This window comes from Streptomyces sp. CY-1, from assembly GCF_047218265.1.
In the GTDB taxonomy this organism is placed as follows: Bacteria; Actinomycetota; Actinomycetes; order Streptomycetales; family Streptomycetaceae; genus Streptomyces; species Streptomyces niphimycinicus.
On the sequence record NZ_CP178393.1, the window covers coordinates 46,667 to 65,051 of the forward strand.

An 18,385-nucleotide genomic window follows, 5' to 3' on the forward strand; every position below is an offset into this window, starting at 1 on the left:
GGGATAGCAAAGACCGTACTTGTTGTTCGTGTCGGTACATCCTGATACTGAGAATATGTCAAACGAGGAGGCACCCGCACCGATGCGAGCAATCGAAGAGACGGAGCATGGGGAGACCGCGGCCGCCCCGCCGAGGCGGCGGTGGCTGGTACTGGCCGTGGTGTCGGGCAGCCTGCTGCTGTGCGGTATCGACCTCACCGTGCTGCACGTCGCCGTACCCAGCATGAGCCGGGAGCTCAAGCCCTCTCCCGCCGGGCTGCTGTGGATCGTCGACGTGTATTCGCTCACGCTCGCGGCCCTGCTGGTGACCTGCGGCACCCTCGGAGACCGGATCGGCCGGCGCCGCATGGTGCTCAGCGGCTTTGTCACCTTCGGCCTCGCGTCGGCGGCGGCCGCCTTCTCGACATCGACGGCGCATCTGATCGCCGCGCGCGCCGTGCTCGGAGTCGGCGCGGCGATGATCATGGCGTCCACTGTGGCGATCATCAGGGTCGTCTTCACCGACGACCGCGAACGGGCCGTGGCCATCGGCATCTGGACAGCCGCCCACAGCGTCGGCGCCACGATCGGTCCGCTGGCTGGCGGTCTGGTCACCGCGAAGTGGGGCTGGGGCGCGGTCTTCCTGATCAATGTCCCCGTGATCGTCGTCATCCTGGCCGTCGGTGCCCGGGTCATCCCCGAGTCCCAAAACCCCGTTCCCCGCCGCTGGGACCTGGCCAGTGTGGCGCTGTCCGTCACCGGCCTGGCCGGCGTGGTCTACGCCCTCAAACAGGCTGGCGAGCACGCCGGGGTGAACGGCGTCATCGTCACCACGGCCGTCGCCGGAAGCGTCCTGCTCTACGTCTTCGTACGCCGTCAGCGGCGCATCGCCGAGCCGCTGCTGGACTTCTCCCTCTTCCGCGAGCGCCGCTTCACCACCGCCACCTTGTGCGTCATCGGCTGCTTCGGCTCTTACGTCGCCCTCCTGTTCTTCCTCACCCAGTGGCTCCAGCAGGTGGGCGAGTACTCACCGCTGCGCGCCGGACTCGCACTGATGCCACTGGCCGGCGCCAACGCCATCGGCGCTGTCACGGCGCCCTGGGCCGCGAACCGGTGGGGCAACCGGTGGGCGCTCACCGGGGCCCTCGCCCTCTTCGCCACCGCTCTCGCCGCCATGGCCGCCGTCGGCGACACCGCCTACTACGGGGTGCTGGTCGTGCCGCTGCTGGGCGCGGGATACGGCGCCGGCATCGTGATGACCCTGGGCGCCGATTCCATCATGAGCGCCGCGCAGCCGGAACGCTCCGGGGAAGCGGCCGCCATCCAGGAGACAGCTTTCGAACTCGGCGCGGGTCTCGGCGTTGCCGTCCTCGGCACCGTCCTGACGGCCGTGTACCGAACCGGCCTGCCCCAGGTACCGGGGCTCGGCCCGGACGGGCGGGCGACGGCCGAGGAGTCGTTAGCGGACGCCGCGGACCTCACCGAGCATCTTCCGTCCCAGACCGCGCAGGCGCTGCGGCGCGCGGCACAACAGGCGTACGACCACGGCTTTACGACCGTGGTGGCCATCGCCGCGGCCGGGCTGGTCGTCACTGCCGTCATGGCGGCCGTCCTGTTGCGCCCGCCGAAGAGGAGTTGACCAGCGAGCGTCAGTGGATGCCGCAGCGTCGGCGTGTGGGTGTGTGTCGGCGAAACCTCAAAAGTGGACCACTTCGATCTCCCAAGGTCGACTCCCTTCGATGGTCTGGCTCGTTGAGTCAGGCCGGGAGGATGGTGATCGACTGCAGCCCACCCGGAGCCGGGCGATCTCATCGCTTCTCTGCCCGGAGAACAGTCAGGTCAGTGTGAGTACCTGGCGCTGTCGGGGATCTTCGTTTCCGCTCGGTACGTGCACTGCGCCTAGTGGCAAGTTGGAGGCCTGCGACGGTCGGGGGGGGTCCTCGGCCTCAGGCCTTCCGCTCGCTGTAGAGGGGGGTCGACCGTGACGTCGGATAACCACATGCTGTGCAGTCGCTGCGCGCACCTGGGCCGTATCCTGCTGCCGCTGGTGGACCAACGGCCGCGCCAAACCACGGGGATAGCCGTCCTCAGGCATGACGGCTTCCGGTGTCTGGCATGCGGTTCCGAAGACGACCTCACCATCGATCACATACAGCACCAGTCGGCAGGAGGTCGGCACGGGATAGGGAACCTGCGCACGCTCTGCCGCTCGTGCAACAGCCGCCGCGGAAGTGGCCACCTCCCAGAGGTTGACGGGGAGGCGGGGCAGGAGCCGGGAAATTGGGCTTCCAAGGTCAGCGGCGAGCCGTATCGTCTGAACATGTCGTCGTACCGCAGAGACCTCGTCAGTCGCGCCACACGCAAGGAGTTCCGCTCGCCGGCGACCGACATGACGGTGCGCCTTGTGGCCGAGGCGTGGCAGAACCACATTCGCTCCCGTTCCCGAGGACGAACTGAACTACGACGACAGCAGCGTGCGCCGCACCACGTTCGAGACGTACGCCGCTGCGGTCGATTGGACGGACTACGCCCAAGTCTCACGTGCTCTTCTCGTTTTCGAAGACTTCATCTGCTACTACCGACAGAGCGGCTGGGAGGGCAACTGGCTGGAGGAAGTCACCGTCAAGCTGGAACGCGACAGCCTGAGCGTAGACGAGCGTGGACGGATCTCGTGGCAGCGCTGGCCAGTCACCACGGGGTACTTGGAGAAGCTGACCGACCCGTCGGGCATCCTTGCGAAACTGGAACGGGTCAGCCGCACCATCGCGGACGATCCAGCCGCCGCGATCGGAAGCGCCAAGCAGATGATCGAAGCGACCGCGAAGACGGTACTGCGGGAACGGGGAATCACCTTCGACGAGCACACGAAGGTGCCGGCCCTCGTCGAGGCCCAGAAGGCGCTCCATCTCGACGCCTCGGCCGCCGCCCCGGCCCGGACGGCACTGACGCGGTGAAGAAGATCCTTGGTGGCGTGGCCTCGATCGCCGTGGGCGTAGCGGAGCTGCGCAACCGCGGATAAGGCACTGGACATGGCCAGTCCAGCGCGCCCACCAACCTTGGAATCCGCCACGCCCGACTGGCTGCCAATACAGCCATCACCTGGTGCCAACTCATGCTCGACACCTTGGGAGATCCCGCAGCGCCCTGGAGGAAGGCTGCGGTCCGATCCCAGCCTCAGGCACCGACGTCGGCCGTGGCTTCTTGACCGAGCCCATTCCGAATAATCGGAGCGGGCACAACGATCATGCCGTCACGCGGCCCACTCCAGCCCGAGCGCGGCCGGCGCCTGGAGCTTGTCCGCGGTGAGCTTCCCGTGCTCAGCCACCCAGGTCCCCAGTGGGAACGCGCCCTCCTTGTGCTCGTACGGAACGCGGGCGTGCCCCTCACGCTCCGTGAACGCCTTGAGTTTCGCCCAGCCGCGGGCCCAGTCCTGCCGCTCGGTGTCGATCACGTTGAAGCTCACCCAGTCCGCGACCATCGCCGGGTCCCTGGGGGCGGCAAAACGGAGCAGGAGACGGGATTCCTCCTCATCATCTCCGGGGTGCTGCGCCGATGTACTCGGACGGCTGCGCTACGTCCTTCTGTGGTTCCTGCGGAATGGCCAGCAACTCGACGGCCTCTTCGTCGTGAGCGCGTAGACCTTCCAAAACCTTCACCAAAGGCCGGGACGGCTGCCGAACCGCATCACGGTCGAGCCCGGCTCGATCGTGATCGCCTGATCAGCGCCATCGAGGGCACCGACTATTCCTCCGTGCCGACCCGGCGGAAACACCGGCCAGCCCGACCACCCCGCTCCTCCCCCGCCGCCCCGGTCGGCCGGTGGAGCGTGCAGCATCTGCCCGCGCCCGCCGGCGGCCCCGGACGCCGGGGCATCCACCACGAGTCATGCTGGATACCGACCAGTGGCACGGACCTCACGCTCGACCAGGCGCTGCGCGAGCTCACCCGGCCGGGCAGCGAACCCGTGCACCACCTGCGATGCCCGTCATCTCTCCACGCCCTGAAGCCGACGGGGGCGGCATCGCCCGCCGGTCGCCCCAGCGCACCCAGCAGGGGCCGGGCTCCAGTACCTGCATCAGGCCGGCAGCGGTCTGAGCTGGGCACTCTGCCGTTGGCGTGTCTACGTGTAGGGTCTCGCCGCGTCCGACATGTCGATCTTTTGCGACCTGGGCTTTCTTGGTTGTCTTACGGCCGTGTCACCATGATCAGTCTCAAGTCCGTGGCATTTCCTCGTCCGACACCGGGCAGGTCAGCGGTCATCCAGCCCACCACCGCTGTTGGCTCATCCCAGGACGCTCAGGGGTGCACGCGAATGACGGTCTTGCCCTTGCGCCGCTCGGTCGGGTTGAGCGCAGGGACGGCGTCGTCGAGGGCCGCGACGGTTCCGATGTGCATGCGAAGGCGCCCGTCCCGCACCCGGTCGACGATCTCCACCAGCTGACTCGGAACGGACTCGACGACGAAGTCGACCGCCAAGCCGTCGACAGGGCGAGCCTCAACAGGCCCGACCACCGACACCAGCGTCCCGCCAGGCCGGATGATTCTCGCCGAGCGCCTTTGGACGTCAGCGCCGATGACATCGAAGACCACGTCGACCCCGCCGATGTCGTCGAGATCCTCGGTGGCGAGGTCGAGGAACTCGTTCGCGCCGAAGTCGAGCGCCGCCTGGCGGTCCGCCGCCCGCCCGGTACCGATGACGTAGGCGCCGAACTCCCGGGCGAGCTGCGTAACCACAGACCCGACTGCGCCGGCGGCGCCGTGTGCGAGGACGCTCTGCCCCGCCTGAAGACGACCGTGCTGGAACAGACCTTGCCACGCGGTCAGGCCGGAGATCGGCAGGCTCGCACCCACCGTGAAGTCGACGTTTCCCGGCAGCGGCGCCAGGTTGCGTGCCTCCACGGCCGCGTACTCGGCCAGAGTTCCATCGCGGTGCCAGTCCGTGATCCCGAACACCCGCTGTCCCAGCGAGAGCCCCGTCGTGCCGTAGCCGAGGGAGGTGACCACTCCGGCGAACTCGTGGCCGATGATCGCCTGGGCTCGATCGCGACCGGCGCGATCGACCCACGTCGAGGGCCACTCCCACTCCGCGGGGACGAAGCCCGACGCAAGGACTTCAACGACGACGTCGTTGATCGCCGGCGTCGGCTCAGGCCGCTCCGCGAGTGTGATCCCAGCTGCTTCCGCAGCCGGATCCGTCGCGACGATTGCCTTCACTGGTACCTCCGTATATCTCGTCTCGCCGACTCTGTGCGCCGCCCAATCCATGGAGTGGCTGATTAGCCCACAGAGGAACGGCAACGAGATCCGTCACCACAGACGGACGGACCACTGAAACGCGTCGAGTCCAACAGGAGCTCGACGAGCACCACACCCAGGGCAGCAACACCCACCCACGCGCTAGTCTCACGGCGATGTCGTATACGACATCGGTACGACACGGCTCGTGCGATTACGACATCAGCCGTAAGACCCAACAGCTGGGTGATTGCAGGTTCTGGGAGTTCACGGCCTGGGCGTGCGTTCTGACCATTCGTTGTTCCGCTGTCTCAAGTCGCCAGGACAACGGATCAGTCTCAGAGGTATGGCCTCTCCTGGTTTGCCAAGATCGTTGGACTCTCTTACTCCAGGCAGCCGTACTTGCGTGCAACTGCCTTCAAATCCAGCAGGCTCAGCCATTAGTGTGGCCATGCCGGGCTGCCTGAAGCTCACCGATCAACCTCCGCCTTTCCATCCCACTGGCCTGCCAATATCGCCGCATGAGCGAGGAAAATTTCGCTGCGGTACTGGCCCAGGTGATCCCCGTTGTGATTCTGGCGATCGTCGTGGAAGCCCGTCACCAGCATCAGGTGCGCATTGATGGATCCATTTCACAAACCGTCTGGTACGACATTGATCTCTACTTCCAGACATTCAACCTGGTCGTCTTGACCTTCCTTGAAGTGGCTGCGTTGATCACTGCGAGAGGGCATGGAGCACCAGCCTGGATCAGGTGGTTCGCCGGCCTTCCGGGGGCGGTGGTGGTAGGGATCTTGTTGATTGTGATGGGACAGATCTATATCGCTTCGCTCACCGATTCATATGACGGGAAGCTAAAGCATCCCAACGCTGTGAAGGCGGTCAGCTATGTCGTCCTGATCACAGCAATTGTGGGCGGTGTAGTTGGCATCATCATCGTGTGATGCCTTACTTGCTCGCTCGGTCTCCAGAGCGTGAGTGGACTGACCAGCCGTTCTCAGAATCGTGTCCGATCTGCCACCGGGCGGCCATCGACTGTGAGATTAGGACACGGATCTTGAGACCCTACACTACGCTGGGACATCCCAGGGGGGCGTAGGAGGTGGCCCATGTTCCGTCTGGAGTGGAGCTGTCAGCTTCGGTTTGGTGACTTCTCTGAACTGCTGAGGTTTCGACGTCGGCGCCCGGGTTGAGTAGTTGAAGTACAGGGCGTACTGGCCAAGCCATCCGTGCGGGCCCCCGGCCCGTCCCGGCAAGGGGCTCGCACAGAGCCGGTATCAGCTCGGCTGGTCGCCGGTGTACCGGTAGATGTCGCCGGCGCTGTTGACGTGCCACGCGGTGCCGTCGGCGCCCGCGCCGATGTCGGTGGCGGCGCCGGGGATCTTGATCCACGGGTTGGTGCCGCTGGCGTCGTTGTTGGTGTACCGGTAGATGCTGCCGGCGGGGTCGATGCCCATGACCGGCAGCTCCGGGGCTGGGGCGTCCTCCTCGATGGCGGTGTGGCCGGGCATGAGGTCGGCGACGGCGGTGCGGATAGCGCCGCGGCTGACGCCGTGGTCGCGGGCGAGAGCGGCGATGGATCGGCTCTCCAGGTAGGCGGTACGGACGGCCTCGGTCTTGTCGGCCGGGACGGCGGGGCGGCGGCCGCCCTTGCTGCCCTGGGCTTCGGCGGCCCGCAGTCCGTCGTAGGTCAGCTCGCGTTGGAGGTCGCGTTGAAGGTCGCCGGCGGCGGCGAGGGTCTGCACCATGAACTTCACGGTGGACAGCCGCTCGCCGGTGCGCGGGTGGCGGGCGGTGAGGTCCATGGCGGAGAACGCGCCGTCGTGGATGCGCAGGGCGAGGCGGTCGCGGTGGAGGACATCGAGGATGTGGCCGGTGCCGCGGACGAGGCGGAACATCTCGGAGATGTGGACGGTGTCGCCCGGCCGCGCGTAGGTGAGCAGTTCGCGGAGCTTCGGGCGCTGGAGGGGGTGGAGGCGGCTGGAGGTGCCGCCGTCCTCCTCGAAGACAACCGGGTCCTCGATGCCGGCCTCGTGAAGGACGAGGTTTTGCCGGGCGGTGGACTGCTGGTCGGTCGAGACCCGCTTGTAGACCAGCTTCGCCGCCGAGGGGCCCCTTCCGTGCGGAGGATCGGACCCTAGCTGTCGTCAAACCCTGTCATCAATCACCAGCGGATCTGATCGGACTCGAGCCGCCGTGAACCCCCGGATTGCACGGGTTCATTGGACGCGCCGGCCGTCTGTCATCAAACGATGCCGACGCGCGCGGTCATCTGTGGGGCACCGGACGCGCCTCCGCGTCGGCGGGATCCGGCGTTTCCCTCACCAGTGCACCCTCCGCGTCGGCCGGGAGCCTACGCTGGGCCCGCCCCAGGGCGATGAGGAGCACAACCATCACCGCCGGGCAGATCGCGAACACCTCGAAGGCACCGCGGGCGCCGAGGCCGGTGTCCAGCAGGACGCCGCCGAGCCAGGGGCCGATCATCGCGCCGATCTTGGCCACGGACGATGCCCAGGCGGCTCCGTTGGCACGGATCGCGGTCGGGTAGAACGTGCCGGCGATACTGGTGATGCCGCCGTGGCCACCGTTGACGAACATCTTGGCGCAGATGACGAACCCCGCGTACACCACGGGCGCGAGTGCCCCCAGGCCCAGGGTGAGCATGCAGGCCACCGCGAACAGCGGCATCCACAGGATGGTACCGGCGCCCTTGCGGTCGACGAACCGGCTGATGGCGAGTTGACCGATCGCCCCGGCGACGCTGGCCGCGGCCGCTATGGTCGCGGCGGCGCTCACGCTGAAGCCCATCCGTTCATTGATCATCGGGGTCCAGAAGACCATGAAGTAGATCAGCGCCGAGGAGAGCAGGTAGACCAGCCACAGCAGCGGGGTGATGCCCGCCAACGGGCCGCGGAACAGGGATGCGGGCGTGAACCCCATGGTCGCGGCGGCCTGTTGGGGGTCGCCGGTGGTGAAGCGCGTGCCCGGCTCGATGGCCAGGCCCGGCTGGAGGCGGCGCAGAGTGCGGGCGATCCTCTCGTCGCTGCCAGGTCGGGCGCGCAGCGCCAAGAACTTCACGGACCCGGGCACGAAGAACCACACGGCCACCACGGCGAGCAGCGAACACGCACCGCCGAGGACGAATACCGAGCGCCAGCCGTGCTCGGGCACCAGCCAGTTGGAGACGGGGCCACCGGCCGCCCCGCCGAGTGTGTAACCGGCCATGGTGATGGCGACGCCGGTGGCCCGGAACCGTTTGGGCGCGTACTCGGCGGCGAGCGCCCAGGTCAGCGGCAGGACGCCGCCGAGGAAGAGGCCCGAGACGAAGCGCAGGGCGAACAGATGGGCATAGGTGTCGGCGTAGGCGAAGGCCATCATGAAGGCACCGAAGCCGACGACCGAGGCCAGGATCGTCGGACGGCGGCCGACCCGGTCCGCGAGGTAGCCCATGATCAGCGCGCCGATCATGGTGCCGAACAGGCCGACCGTACCGAGGGTGCCGATCTCGGTGCCGGTGAGGTCGAAGTCGTGCCGGATGTAGGTGGCGGCGAAGGACAGGATCTGGAAGTCGAAGCCATCGAGGAAGGTGATGAGGCAGCAGACGCCGTACATCAGCAGCCAGGAGCGGCTCGCGCGCTGCCGCTCCGTGACTGGGGCGAGTTCCATGACCGGTGGTGTGGTTCTCATGGGCGAGTCCTCGTCGTTGAGGGGTGGATGAGGCGCGTCGTGCTCAAGGTCCGGCGTCGGCGGGCTGGACGGTGACCGTGCCGTGGTCGGCGTCGATGCGAACCTGATCGCCGGTGCGGATCACGGTCAGTGGGTCGCGGTCCAGTCCGGTCATGGTGGGAACGCGGGTCACCACGGCGCCCAGTGCGGCTTTGGAGGACATCGCCACGAAGAGCATGCCGAGGGGCGCGGTGCCGGACAGCCGGGTGGCCTGGAAGAACCCGGCCCACCCGGAGGACCCCTTGGCCCCGGGGAAGACCAGGATTTTCCCGGCGAAGGACTGGCCGTACAGCGGATGGCGGCGTTCGATGACGACGCCGCGCGCCGGATCGATGCCGCCCCAGCCGGAGATGGTCTCGGCGGACACGAGGGCCTCGCCCTCCGCGATGCCGGGGACGACGGTGCGGCCGTGGAGGGTGAGCGGTGTGGCGGGGGCGACAGTCGCCGGACGCTCTCCTTCGGCCGACGGTCGGGCGGTCATCGCTGCCCTCCTCGCCATCGGCCGGTGACCGCGGCGTCGACACACTCCGCGAGCGTGCCGAACCAGGCTTCGATGCCGAGGATCGCGGGCAGATAGTGAGCCTGTTTCGCCGAGTCGGTGGCGAAGACCTTCGTGCCGGGGGGCGCGGAGCGGGACATGGCCGGGCACGAGTCGGTGAGGACACGGCCTCCGGCGCGCTCGATGGTCCCCGTCCAGCCGTTGCGGTCGGCGGTCGTGCGCAGGGCGCGCGGCACCATCAGCCACAACTGGGTGCCGGAGGCGAGGCGGCGCCCGTCGAGGAGCCGGGCGGTATCGCGGACCTGGTCGAGGGAGGCGTGCGGGCAGCCGAGGAGGACGAAGTCGACATCGGAGCAGCTTCCCTGGGAGTTCAGGTCGTCGTAGACGGCCTTGCGCTCGCGCTCGCCGTAGGTGATCGCCTCGGGTACCGGGTGCCCCCCGAAGGCGCCTTCCAGGGTGGGCGCTTCGGGCGTGATACCCGGAAGGTGGTAGATCTCCACGCCGCCCGATGAGGCGGCCGCCGCACCGAAGTGCTTCAGGTCCAGCAGGTCCGGCTGGGCCAGCCCTCCGGTGACGACCGGGCGTTGCTCCTGGACGATGCCACCCGCGAAGTAGCCGAGCATGCCCCAGTCGAGCGGTCCGCCGACCCGTGTCGTCACATCGATGTGGTGCGTGCCGACGCGGTTGGCGGGGTGGTGGTTGCCCCAGCACGGGATACGGCCGGTGAGGGAGGCGGCGCCCGTGGAGGCGGTGCCCTCGCAGTTGGTGCGGGCGCCAAGCACCGAGTTGGCGTAGACGACGGCCGAGGACTCCATCCACGCGATGTGCTCACCGCGCACGGGGATGTTGCCGACCTGATAGGGGGTGCAGGTGGCGAGAATGTTGACGCCCTTACGGCCGTAGAACGCCTCGGCGTCCGTTTGCATCTGGACCAGCTCCGGCGGGTAGGGGGCGACGCCCTCCGCGTCGGGCCCGAAGCTCTGCTGCAACTGGCAGGTGGGCACCTTCATGTCGGGAATGGTGAAGTCGTCGTCGCTGTCGAGGTTGAGGACCGCGTACGCCTTGTGCCAGCCGCCTTCCCGGACGAGCCGGGCCTTGACCGGTGAGGGCTGGGTCATGGTGCCGGCGACGTTGCGGACGTCGCAGAGTTCTTCCGCGTCCAAGGCACGGCCGTAGCGGACGAGGAGGTCCATGGCAGCGGCGACGGCCGGTCCTTCCGTGCCGTCGAGCATCGCCTTGTCGGCGTCGCTGAGCTTCATGCGGGGCGTTCTCCTTCCGTGCTGGTCCGCGGGGAGAGGACGGCGCCCTCTTGGAGCGGGCGCACGGTGCGCCGGTACACCGAGAGCCAGCCGCCCTTGTCGTCGGCGTCCCAGGTGCGCGCGGGCGCGGCGGCGCGGACTGCCAACTCCTCGTCCGGTACGAGGAGATCGGCACGGCGCGCGGCGAGGTCGATGGAGACGGTGTCGCCGTCCCGGACAAGGGCGAGCGGTCCTTGATCGGCGGCTTCCGGGGAGACCTCTCCGACGACGATGCCCTTGTTGACGAGGCCGGAGAGCTGCCCGTCGGTGACAACGGCCACCTTCCCGGTCAACCCGGCACCATCCAGGGCGAACACCGGTCGGGACGCCATGCCCATACCGGGGGTGCCCTTGGGCCCCAGGCCGCGCAGCACCAGCACCTGCCCGGGCCGGACGTCCCCGGCTCGCAGCCCTTCGAGGGCGTCCTGCGGCGACTCGTACACCACGGCCGGGCCGGTGAAGACCGCCGGGCGTTCCTCGTCAACGGCGAGTTTCACGATGCCGGTCGCCGGGGCGAGGCTGCCGCGGACCAGGACGATGGTGGGCCCGCGGCCCAACGGACGGTCGAGGGGGCGGATCACCTCGGTGTCCGCGGCGGGGCGTGGGCCGGCGCCGTCGGGCGCGGCGAGTTCCTCGCCGAGGGTACGGCCGGTCACGGTCAGCGCGTCGGTGCACAGCACGTCGCGCAGCTCCCGCATCACGCCCCTCGCACCACCCGCCGCCTCGAACTCCTCTATGGAATGGGGACCGTTGGGCCGGACGGCTGTCAGCAGGGGGATCCGGTCGGCGAGCTGTTCGTACAGGCCGTACACGTCGATGCCGGTCCGGGCCTCTTCGGCGACCGCCTGAAGATGCTTGACGGAGTTGATGGAGGCGCTGATGGCGAGCATGACGGTGACGGCGTTGATGAAGGCGTCCCGGGTGAGCAGGGAGCGCGGGCGCAGGTCCTCGTGTACAAGGCCGACGACGCGGCGGCCCGCCGTCCGTACATCGGCCCACATACGAGCGCTGTTGGCGAGGACCGGTGTGGAGCCGGGCAGAGCCATGCCGAGCGCTTCGCAGGCGATGTGCATGGAGTTGGCGGTACCCATCCCCGCGCAGACGCCCGGCCCGGCGACGGCGTTCTCGCTCATACCGGTCAGCTCGTCGAGTCCGATACGGCCCTGGGCGTAGTGTCCGGCCCCGAGGAACACGTCCTCGATGTCGCAGTGGCGCCCCGCGAAGGTTCCGCAGGGCTGGTAGCCGCAGCCGACGATCACCGTCGGCAGGTCGAGGCGAGCGGCGGCCATCAACTGGCCGGGGGCGGTCTTGTCGCAGGACGCGAGGCACAGCATGCCGTCGAGCTGGGCGCCCTCGACCGAGGCCTCGATGTCATGGGTGATCAGGTCGCGAGCGGAGAGGATGTAGCCGCCCCGGCCGCCCGCGCTGTGGATGAAGTCGCTGGGGGCGACGGTGCGGATCTCGAACCCGATGCCGCCGGCTCCGGCGATGGCCTCCTTCGCGGCGGCGGCGACGTCGTCGAGATGGCTGTAGCACGTGGCAAGCTGCGACGACGAGTTGACGATGGCGATCTTCGGTTTGGCCATGTCCTCGTCGGTGAGGCCGAGCGCCCGCCACTGGGCGCGACGCACCGCCCACGGCGAGCTGCCCGGCGGGTAGTTGCTGCGCAGGTCGGTCATGGTGGCGGCTCCTCAGTGGTCGACATTGGGGGCGAGGCGGGCGCGCAGGGCGGTGAGGTCCACGGCGTGGACGGTGCCGTCGCGACCGGCCAGGTCGAGGGCATGGGCGGCACCCGCGCCCATGGCGGCGCACGGCCCCATGACACGGACGCTGGAGAGTGCGGCGGCGTCGCCGTCGGCGCAGCGTCCGGCGGCGACGAGGTTGTCGCAGTCCGGGGAGAGCAGCGACCTCAGCGGCACGTAGTGCACGTGGTCGGCGTCGAAGGTCTCCCACACATAGCCGTCGGCCCGATCGTGCAGTTCGACGGGCCAGGAGGTGCGGGCGACCGCGTCGTCGAAGCGGGTGCCGGAGCGCACCTCGTCCAGCGACAGTTGGTGCAGCCCCTTGATCCAGCGGGTCTGCCGCCGCCCCGGGAAGCCGTACGCACGCACCTTCGCCTCGCCGAATGCCTTCGGAAACTCGGCGCGAAGGAACTCCACCACGCGATCGGCCTGTTCACGGCCGTCGAGCTGGGCCGCCGATGCCTCGACCGGGTCAAGCGGGGCCGGAATATGGGTCATGTTGAGGACGACGGTGTTCCGGCCGGGGAAGAAGAACGCGAGGCCGTCACGGCGCGGCAGCCCGTAGTGGCCGGCCCTGGCGTGGACACGGTCGGCGAGCTCTTCACGTCCGGGCTGGTGCTCCTCGCGCAGATGCTCCAGGACGAGCTGCTGGGACCCGTAGATGGTGCGCTCCGGAAGACGGCAGGGCAGACCGGCTTCCCAGGCGAGGGCCGCGTCGCCGGTCGCGTCGACAAAACCGGGTGCGGCGACGCGGACGGTCCCGAACCGGGTGGCGAAGGAGACGGCCGTGATCCGTCGGCCATCACGTGCCACCTCCGTGAGGCAGGCGCCGAGGACGACGCGGATGCCCAGCTCGCGGACCCGTCGTTCGACCCAGCGGCCCAGCGCCACCTCGTCGTAGCTGACGGTGACGGTGTGGCCTCGGTTGAAGTGCACATCTGCGGACTTGCCCAGGTCGGAGAAGATGTCGTCGAAGATGCCGCGGGTGAGGCGGCGGTAGGCGGGGCCGTTGCCGAACACCCCGCAGAACAGGCCGATGAGGGAGTTGACCATCTGGCCGCCGAGGACGGGCAGGCTGTCGACGAGGACGACGTCCCGTCCCAGCCGTGCCGACTCGATCGCCGCGGACAGTCCCGCGACGCCCGCTCCCACCACACACACGTCGGCGGTCAGCGGGTGGCTGTCGGCGCCGACGGGTTTGGTGACGGTACGCACCTTCAGCTCGGTCAGGGCATGCGGCATGGCTGCCTCCTGGGCAGTGCTCGGGATGGGGTCCGGTGCGGCGGTCGGCTCGTGCGCGGCCTGCCGGGCACAGTAGGAAGCCTGATGGCAGGGAGGGAATGCCCAGGTCAATAGAGCATTTGGCTGGGACCCATCAATGGCGTTTATGGTGCGGCCACGCACGGCCACAGCGGGCAGGCGCTTTCGGGGCTCTCAACGGCTTTCAGGGCCGCACGGCTTTCAGGGCCGCTCAGGGGCAGATACCGACGGATGCCCGCATCACGAGGTCCCGTAGCCAGCAGTGCGCCGGGTCCTCGTCATGGCTCGCGTCCCACCACAGGTGCTCCTCCAGCGGATCGAGCGATACGGGACAGTCGAGCCTCAGCAGCCCTTCCGTCCGCGGAAGCGCCGCGACGAGGCGGTCCGGGACGAGCGCCACTCGACGCGTCCCAGCCACGAAGTCCGGCACGGCGCGGTAGCTCTCGACGCGCACGGCGATGTGCGGCCGGATCCCCAACGCGCTGAGCTGCCGGCTGGCGGGAGCGGCCGACAGATAGCCGTCGTCACGGTGATAGGGCACCACCCAGGGCTGCCGGGCCAGATCCGCCACGGAGAAGGACCCGGCCTCGGCCAGGGGATGCCCCTCGGCGACCAGACACACCCAGCGGTCCCGGAACAGCGGCCGCGACGCCACACCGGGGTTGCGGAAGTGGCCGAGCGGTGGGGACACCACGCCGTCGACGAGGCGGATGAGGCCGTCGGCGTCCCGGCCGAGCGTCTCGCGGACGAGTTGGAGGTGGAGGGATGCCTGCGGGGCCTCCTCGGCGAACAGCCGGGACAGCCCGGGGCCCAGGACGGTCGCCGGATAGTCGGCCATGAGGAGGGTGAACGCACGCTGCGACGCGCCGGGCTCGAAGGCGCTTCCCGTCGCGAACAGCCGTTCCGCGGCGGCGCAGACCGTCTCCACCTGCGCGGAGAGCTGCGTGGCCAGCGGCGTCAGTACGTACACGCCCTGCACACGCACCAGCAGTTCATCGCCGAAGTGCCGCCGCAACCGCGATAGTGAGGCGCTGACGGCCGGCTGGGTAACGCCCAGGTGTCTGGCCGCGCGGGTGACATTGCGCTCGCGGAACAGTGCACGCAGGGTCACCAACAGATTGAGGTCGAGGTTCGCGAGGCGCGACCCCTGGCGCGGTCCATCGATCATGATGGGCCGGAGGTTGCCGTGCCGCGGCCGCTTCGGCAAGGGATCTTTCCACTGGCCGGAAGAGCACGTCGACGCCTGCGCGCGCTGTGCATCCGCGCAGGGGGTGTCGCCGGATCCAAGGTGAGCTCGCACGGCTCGGGTATCAGATCAGCGCTTCCACGGTCTGGGGAATCCTGACCGCTGCCGGCGTAGGTCCTGCACCCCGTAGAGGTGGGCCGACGTGGCGAGAGTTCCTGACGGCGCAGTCCGAATCCATCGTCGCCTGGGACGGCTCGAGCGCGAGGAGGGGCCGGAGTCGCTGGATGACCCTGCACACCGTGGCCGGTGACACCCCGAACACTGGCGCGAGCTGCCGCATAGTGAGGTTCGTCCGATAGTAAACAGCCACAACCAGCACCCGGTCCTGAAGCGGCAGACACCACGGTCGCCCGATTCGCGGCCCGTCACCGCCCCGCTCCCGCACTGCCTTCAGCAACCTCGCCCACCTGAAGACACGGGCATACCACCACCCCACCCAACGGACACCCACCCCTATTCCTCCAGGTGCGAACCCCCGGCGCGCGGCCGGGGGTTCGGGCAGGGCTACCAATTCGGGGTGCGCTTCTCGATCAGCCCCATCAGCCAGCCCGGCGGACACATGGTCGCCGCCAGCAACACACCCGACGTCGCCGAAGGCCACGGGGAACCCGACACGAACCTCGCCAACCTCGAACTCCCGACCATGAATCGCGCACACGAGCGGTACCACTCCCCCGAATACGCGGGGGCACTCAAGATCGCGCAAACAGAAATGAACCGACGCCTGGTCTTCCCGAAGGGCTACCCCAGCAACAACTGAAATCCCCCACCCTTCCCCCCACAAGGGGGACAGAACCACGAGCACGCGAATACAGACCGACAGACCTGGTTCTGACGCGGAGATCCCGCGGCAAGCCCTTCACGACGAAAACGGGTTGCGAACCCTCCTCGGCTGTCCGAGCGTATGCGCGTCATGCTCCTCATCAGGGTGGAGAAGGTTCTCACCGTTGTCGTGGAGGAGCCGGTTCAGCGATCGGCGGCCTGGAGGCCGGCGATCAGGGTCTGGGGCTGATGCTTGATCTCGTCAAGGAGCGAGCGGGGCGGGTAGGCGGCCGAGGATACCGAGCGGATGCGGGCCCGTCTGGAGAAGTTCTCGCCGGCCTGGGCTGCCATCACGTCACGGCGTCGGCAAGCATGAAAGCGGCCACGGCCAGCAGGACCACCGCGAAAATGCGCTGGAGGCGGGGCCCGGCGACCTTCGCGGCCATGCGCTTGCCGTCCCAGGCGCCCAGGATCGCGGTTCCGATGAACGGGCCGATCACCGCCCAGTCGAGCGAGGCGGCGGCGCCGGAGCGAGTGGCCAGAGAAGCCAATGAGTTGGCCGTGATGACCAGCAGGCTGGTGCCGACCGCGGCCTCCATCTCAAAGGCCAGGACGGTGACCAAGGCGGGGACGGCGAGAAAGCCGCCGCCCACACCGAGCAGTCCGGTCAGCGTGCCCAGGCCGGCACCGGCCCCGGCTGCCCTGCCCGGCCGTACGTCGCCGCTCCCGGGGCGGGCGGTGTCACCGGGCCGGAGCATTTTGATGGCGGAGAGGATGGCTGTAACGGCGAAGGCGATGGTGAGGACGGCTTGGGGTATGTGGACGGCGGCGGCTCCGGCGGCGGCCGCCGGAAGAATCCCGGCGGCCGCGAACGCCGCTCCGGCCTTCCACCGCACCCGCCCGGCCCGGGCGTGCGCGTACAGGGCGGTCAGGGACGTGGCGGTGACGATGATCAGGCCGGCGGTGGTGGCCGCGGCGGGGGTGAAGCCGAGCAGGTAGATCAGCGCGGGCACCGCCAGGACGCTGCCGCCGCCACCGAGGGCGCCGAGCGTCAGGCCGACGACGGCTCCTGCGATCAGGGCCAGGAGCAGGGCGGTCACGCTGTTCGCCCACTGTGTCCGCCGGCGCCGGGCACCGGCAGCCCGGTCCCGGTGACGCGGGGGTGGGCCGGTTCGGGGCCGAGGCGGCCAGGGCCGTGGCGGGAGAGGAACATCGCGTGCCTTCTGTGCGGGTGCAGCAAGGACTGTGTGGGAGGAGCAAGGGACTCAGGGCCGGGTGACGCTCAGGCCCGTGCCGACGGCGGCCTCGAAGCCGTCATCGATGGCGACGACCTCTCGTCCGGTCGCGTCCAGGAGGGAAGCGGCGATCGCCGCGCGCATCCCGCCGGCGCAGTGCACCCACACCGTGCCGTCCGGTACCTCGCCGACCCGACCGTGCAGTTGGTGGAGCGGAATGTGCACGGAGCCCTCGATGACGCCGTTCGCGCGTTCGGAATCCCGGCGCACATCCAGCACCACCACGTCCTCGCCGCGCTCGTGTACATCGGCGAGGTCGGCGAAGCGGGCGCGGGGGAAGGAGCCGAGCCGTTCCCCCGCACGGATCCAGGTGGCTGGATCTCCGGTGGCGGCGGCGGCCGGGCGGTCGATGCCGACCCGGGTCAACTCCCGCTGCGCGTCGGCGATCTGCGCCGGGGTGTCGCCGAGCAGGGTGACCGGCTTGCCCCACGGGATCAGCCAGGCCAGATAGGTGGCCGGCTTGCCGTCGCCCTCGAAGTTGAACGATCCGGCCACATGACCGTCGGCGAAGGCGACCCGGTTGCGCAGGTCCACCACCCACTCACCCGCCGCCAGCCGCCTGGCGATCTGTGCGGCGTCGGCGGGCTCGGGCGGGGTCAGGTCGACGGGCCCGGGACCGGCGGCGTTGGCCGGGCCCATGTGCGTGTAGTACGCGGGCACGTCCTCCAGCCCGGCCAGGACCCGCTTCACGAACGTGTCCGCGTCCAGGGTGAAAGCGTCGTTGCTGGTGCGTTCCTCGCCGATCGTGCTCGCATCGCCCTCGGCCTGGGAGGAGGAGCAGAAGCTGCCGAAGCCGTGCGTGGGCAGCACCGGCACCTCGTCGTCGAGCATTGCCGCCAGCCGGTGGGCGGAGGCGTACTGCGCGCGGGCCAGGTGCTCGGTCAGCCGCGGGTCCACCAGGTCCGGACGCCCCACGGTGCCGATCAGCAGCGAGCCGCCGGTGAAGACCGCCACCGCGCGGCCGTCCTCCTCCAGTGCGTATGAGGTGTGGTGCGGGGTGTGGCCCGGGGTGGCAATCGCACGCAGCACCAGGTGCTCGTCCACCTCTGAGGTGTCGCCGTCCGTGACGGGAGTGCGAGGGAAGGAGACGTCGGCGTCGGCCGGGACCAGGTAGCGGGCGCCGGTGAGGCGGGCCAGTTCCAGCCCGCCGGTGACGTAGTCGTTGTGCAAGTGCGTCTCCGCCACGTAGGCGATGCGCACCCCTCGCCGGGCGGCCGTGGCGATCACCTGGTCGACGTCCCGCGGCGGATCGACCACGACCGCCGCTCTCGGACCGCCGGCCAGGTAACTGCGGTTGCCCAGCCCCTCGAACTCCAGGGTGTCGACAAAAAACATGGTGTGGC

General features: G+C 69.1%; 16 protein-coding genes and 4 pseudogenes. 7 read left to right on the forward strand and 13 right to left on the reverse strand.

The features are described 5' to 3' along the window. The first annotated feature begins 82 nt into the window (after positions 1 to 82). The 4 genes and pseudogenes from ACK1X7_RS00260 to ACK1X7_RS00275 all read left to right on the forward strand — a co-directional run. Complete coding sequence (locus tag ACK1X7_RS00260) at positions 83 to 1,618, forward strand: MFS transporter (protein ID WP_413114469.1); 1,536 nt, start codon at positions 83 to 85, stop codon at positions 1,616 to 1,618. 360 nt (positions 1,619 to 1,978) lie between these two features. Continuing rightward, a pseudogene (locus tag ACK1X7_RS00265) lies at positions 1,979 to 2,203 on the forward strand (HNH endonuclease); the annotation flags it as partial. Positions 2,204 to 2,453: 250 nt separating this feature from the next. After that, positions 2,454 to 2,933: a hypothetical protein gene (locus tag ACK1X7_RS00270; protein ID WP_413116974.1), complete on the forward strand. Its 480-nt coding sequence runs from the start codon at positions 2,454 to 2,456 to the stop codon at positions 2,931 to 2,933. 77 nt (positions 2,934 to 3,010) lie between these two features. Next, positions 3,011 to 3,184 (forward strand): annotated as a pseudogene (locus ACK1X7_RS00275) (hypothetical protein); the annotation flags it as partial. 45 nt (positions 3,185 to 3,229) lie between these two features. Here the strand turns inward: ACK1X7_RS00275 and ACK1X7_RS00280 are convergent. Both ACK1X7_RS00280 and ACK1X7_RS00285 read right to left on the reverse strand, forming a co-directional pair. Beyond that, complete coding sequence (locus ACK1X7_RS00280) at positions 3,230 to 3,457, reverse strand: helicase associated domain-containing protein (protein WP_413114470.1); 228 nt, start codon at positions 3,455 to 3,457, stop codon at positions 3,230 to 3,232. Between the two features lie 818 nt (positions 3,458 to 4,275). Next, a complete protein-coding gene (locus tag ACK1X7_RS00285; protein WP_413114471.1) occupies positions 4,276 to 5,193 on the reverse strand; it encodes an NADP-dependent oxidoreductase in 918 nt (305 codons plus the stop codon). 542 nt (positions 5,194 to 5,735) lie between these two features. Between ACK1X7_RS00285 and ACK1X7_RS00290 the strand changes: the two genes are divergently transcribed. Beyond that, the gene (locus ACK1X7_RS00290; RefSeq protein WP_385158321.1) at positions 5,736 to 6,158 is read left to right on the forward strand and encodes a hypothetical protein; all 423 of its coding nucleotides are present in this window, start codon (positions 5,736 to 5,738) and stop codon (positions 6,156 to 6,158) included. A gap of 333 nt (positions 6,159 to 6,491) precedes the next feature. Here the strand turns inward: ACK1X7_RS00290 and ACK1X7_RS00295 are convergent, their stop codons facing one another. The 7 genes from ACK1X7_RS00295 to ACK1X7_RS00325 all read right to left on the reverse strand — a co-directional run bounded on the left by ACK1X7_RS00295 (position 6,492) and on the right by ACK1X7_RS00325 (position 14,907). Then, entirely contained in the window at positions 6,492 to 7,310 is an 819-nt protein-coding gene (locus ACK1X7_RS00295; RefSeq protein ID WP_413116835.1) for a recombinase family protein, read from the reverse strand. Positions 7,311 to 7,482: 172 nt separating this feature from the next. Continuing rightward, entirely contained in the window at positions 7,483 to 8,901 is a 1,419-nt protein-coding gene (locus ACK1X7_RS00300) for an MFS transporter (protein WP_413114472.1), read from the reverse strand. Between the two features lie 43 nt (positions 8,902 to 8,944). After that, positions 8,945 to 9,421 (reverse strand): aconitase X swivel domain-containing protein, encoded by a 477-nt coding sequence (locus ACK1X7_RS00305; protein ID WP_385152203.1) that lies wholly within the window; start codon positions 9,419 to 9,421, stop codon positions 8,945 to 8,947. Beyond that, a complete protein-coding gene (locus ACK1X7_RS00310) occupies positions 9,418 to 10,698 on the reverse strand; it encodes an aconitase X (protein ID WP_385152206.1) in 1,281 nt (426 codons plus the stop codon). The genes ACK1X7_RS00305 and ACK1X7_RS00310 overlap by 4 nt, the downstream gene beginning before the upstream one ends. Then, positions 10,695 to 12,416: a dihydroxy-acid dehydratase gene (locus ACK1X7_RS00315; RefSeq protein WP_413114473.1), complete on the reverse strand. Its 1,722-nt coding sequence runs from the start codon at positions 12,414 to 12,416 to the stop codon at positions 10,695 to 10,697. Before ACK1X7_RS00315 ends, ACK1X7_RS00310 begins: the two co-directional genes overlap by 4 nt. 12 nt (positions 12,417 to 12,428) lie before the next feature. Beyond that, on the reverse strand, positions 12,429 to 13,721 hold the full coding sequence (locus ACK1X7_RS00320) for an FAD-dependent oxidoreductase (protein WP_413114474.1): 1,293 nt from the start codon (positions 13,719 to 13,721) through the stop codon (positions 12,429 to 12,431). Positions 13,722 to 13,950: 229 nt separating this feature from the next. Next, the gene (locus tag ACK1X7_RS00325; protein ID WP_385152215.1) at positions 13,951 to 14,907 is read right to left on the reverse strand and encodes a LysR family transcriptional regulator; all 957 of its coding nucleotides are present in this window, start codon (positions 14,905 to 14,907) and stop codon (positions 13,951 to 13,953) included. An 89-nt stretch (positions 14,908 to 14,996) separates the two neighbouring features. Between ACK1X7_RS00325 and ACK1X7_RS00330 the strand changes: the two are divergent. Continuing rightward, positions 14,997 to 15,176, forward strand: a pseudogene (locus ACK1X7_RS00330) (integrase core domain-containing protein); the annotation flags it as partial. Here the strand turns inward: ACK1X7_RS00330 and ACK1X7_RS00335 are convergent. Then, a pseudogene (locus ACK1X7_RS00335) lies at positions 15,176 to 15,352 on the reverse strand (helix-turn-helix domain-containing protein); the annotation flags it as partial. The pseudogenes ACK1X7_RS00330 and ACK1X7_RS00335 overlap by 1 nt on opposite strands. Before the next feature lie 150 nt (positions 15,353 to 15,502). Between ACK1X7_RS00335 and ACK1X7_RS00340 the strand changes: the two are divergent. Beyond that, positions 15,503 to 15,745 carry a DUF1330 domain-containing protein gene (locus tag ACK1X7_RS00340; protein ID WP_385152218.1) on the forward strand — a complete coding sequence of 81 codons (243 nt, stop codon included), beginning with the start codon at positions 15,503 to 15,505 and terminating at the stop codon, positions 15,743 to 15,745. Positions 15,746 to 15,951: 206 nt separating this feature from the next. On the opposite strand, the gene ACK1X7_RS00345 is transcribed toward ACK1X7_RS00340, so the two are convergent. From ACK1X7_RS00345 to ACK1X7_RS00355, 3 genes are all read right to left on the reverse strand, one after another. Further along, positions 15,952 to 16,098, reverse strand: coding sequence for a hypothetical protein (locus ACK1X7_RS00345; protein WP_390795371.1), 147 nt, complete (start codon positions 16,096 to 16,098; stop codon positions 15,952 to 15,954). Beyond that, positions 16,098 to 16,847 carry a sulfite exporter TauE/SafE family protein gene (locus tag ACK1X7_RS00350; protein ID WP_413114475.1) on the reverse strand — a complete coding sequence of 250 codons (750 nt, stop codon included), beginning with the start codon at positions 16,845 to 16,847 and terminating at the stop codon, positions 16,098 to 16,100. The genes ACK1X7_RS00345 and ACK1X7_RS00350 overlap by 1 nt, the downstream gene beginning before the upstream one ends. Positions 16,848 to 17,012: 165 nt before the next feature. Continuing rightward, positions 17,013 to 18,377 (reverse strand): MBL fold metallo-hydrolase, encoded by a 1,365-nt coding sequence (locus ACK1X7_RS00355; protein WP_413114476.1) that lies wholly within the window; start codon positions 18,375 to 18,377, stop codon positions 17,013 to 17,015. Positions 18,378 to 18,385: the final 8 nt, after the last annotated feature.

Bases quoted from the DNA above. Each gene is read 5' to 3' on its own strand.
- ACK1X7_RS00310 (WP_385152206.1), bottom strand. From the start codon at position 10,698: ATGAAGCTCAGCGACGCCGACAAGGCGATGCTCGACGGCACGGAAGGA.
- ACK1X7_RS00345 (WP_390795371.1), bottom strand. From the start codon at position 16,098: ATGGCAGCCCAGGCCGGCGAGAACTTCTCCAGACGGGCCCGCATCCGC.
- ACK1X7_RS00320 (WP_413114474.1), bottom strand. From the start codon at position 13,721: ATGCCGCATGCCCTGACCGAGCTGAAGGTGCGTACCGTCACCAAACCC.
- ACK1X7_RS00355 (WP_413114476.1), bottom strand. From the start codon at position 18,377: ATGTTTTTTGTCGACACCCTGGAGTTCGAGGGGCTGGGCAACCGCAGT.
- ACK1X7_RS00280 (WP_413114470.1), bottom strand. From the start codon at position 3,457: ATGGTCGCGGACTGGGTGAGCTTCAACGTGATCGACACCGAGCGGCAG.
- ACK1X7_RS00290 (WP_385158321.1), top strand. From the start codon at position 5,736: ATGAGCGAGGAAAATTTCGCTGCGGTACTGGCCCAGGTGATCCCCGTT.
- ACK1X7_RS00325 (WP_385152215.1), bottom strand. From the start codon at position 14,907: ATGATCGATGGACCGCGCCAGGGGTCGCGCCTCGCGAACCTCGACCTC.
- ACK1X7_RS00305 (WP_385152203.1), bottom strand. From the start codon at position 9,421: ATGACCGCCCGACCGTCGGCCGAAGGAGAGCGTCCGGCGACTGTCGCC.
- ACK1X7_RS00315 (WP_413114473.1), bottom strand. From the start codon at position 12,416: ATGACCGACCTGCGCAGCAACTACCCGCCGGGCAGCTCGCCGTGGGCG.
- ACK1X7_RS00300 (WP_413114472.1), bottom strand. From the start codon at position 8,901: ATGAGAACCACACCACCGGTCATGGAACTCGCCCCAGTCACGGAGCGG.
- ACK1X7_RS00260 (WP_413114469.1), top strand. From the start codon at position 83: ATGCGAGCAATCGAAGAGACGGAGCATGGGGAGACCGCGGCCGCCCCG.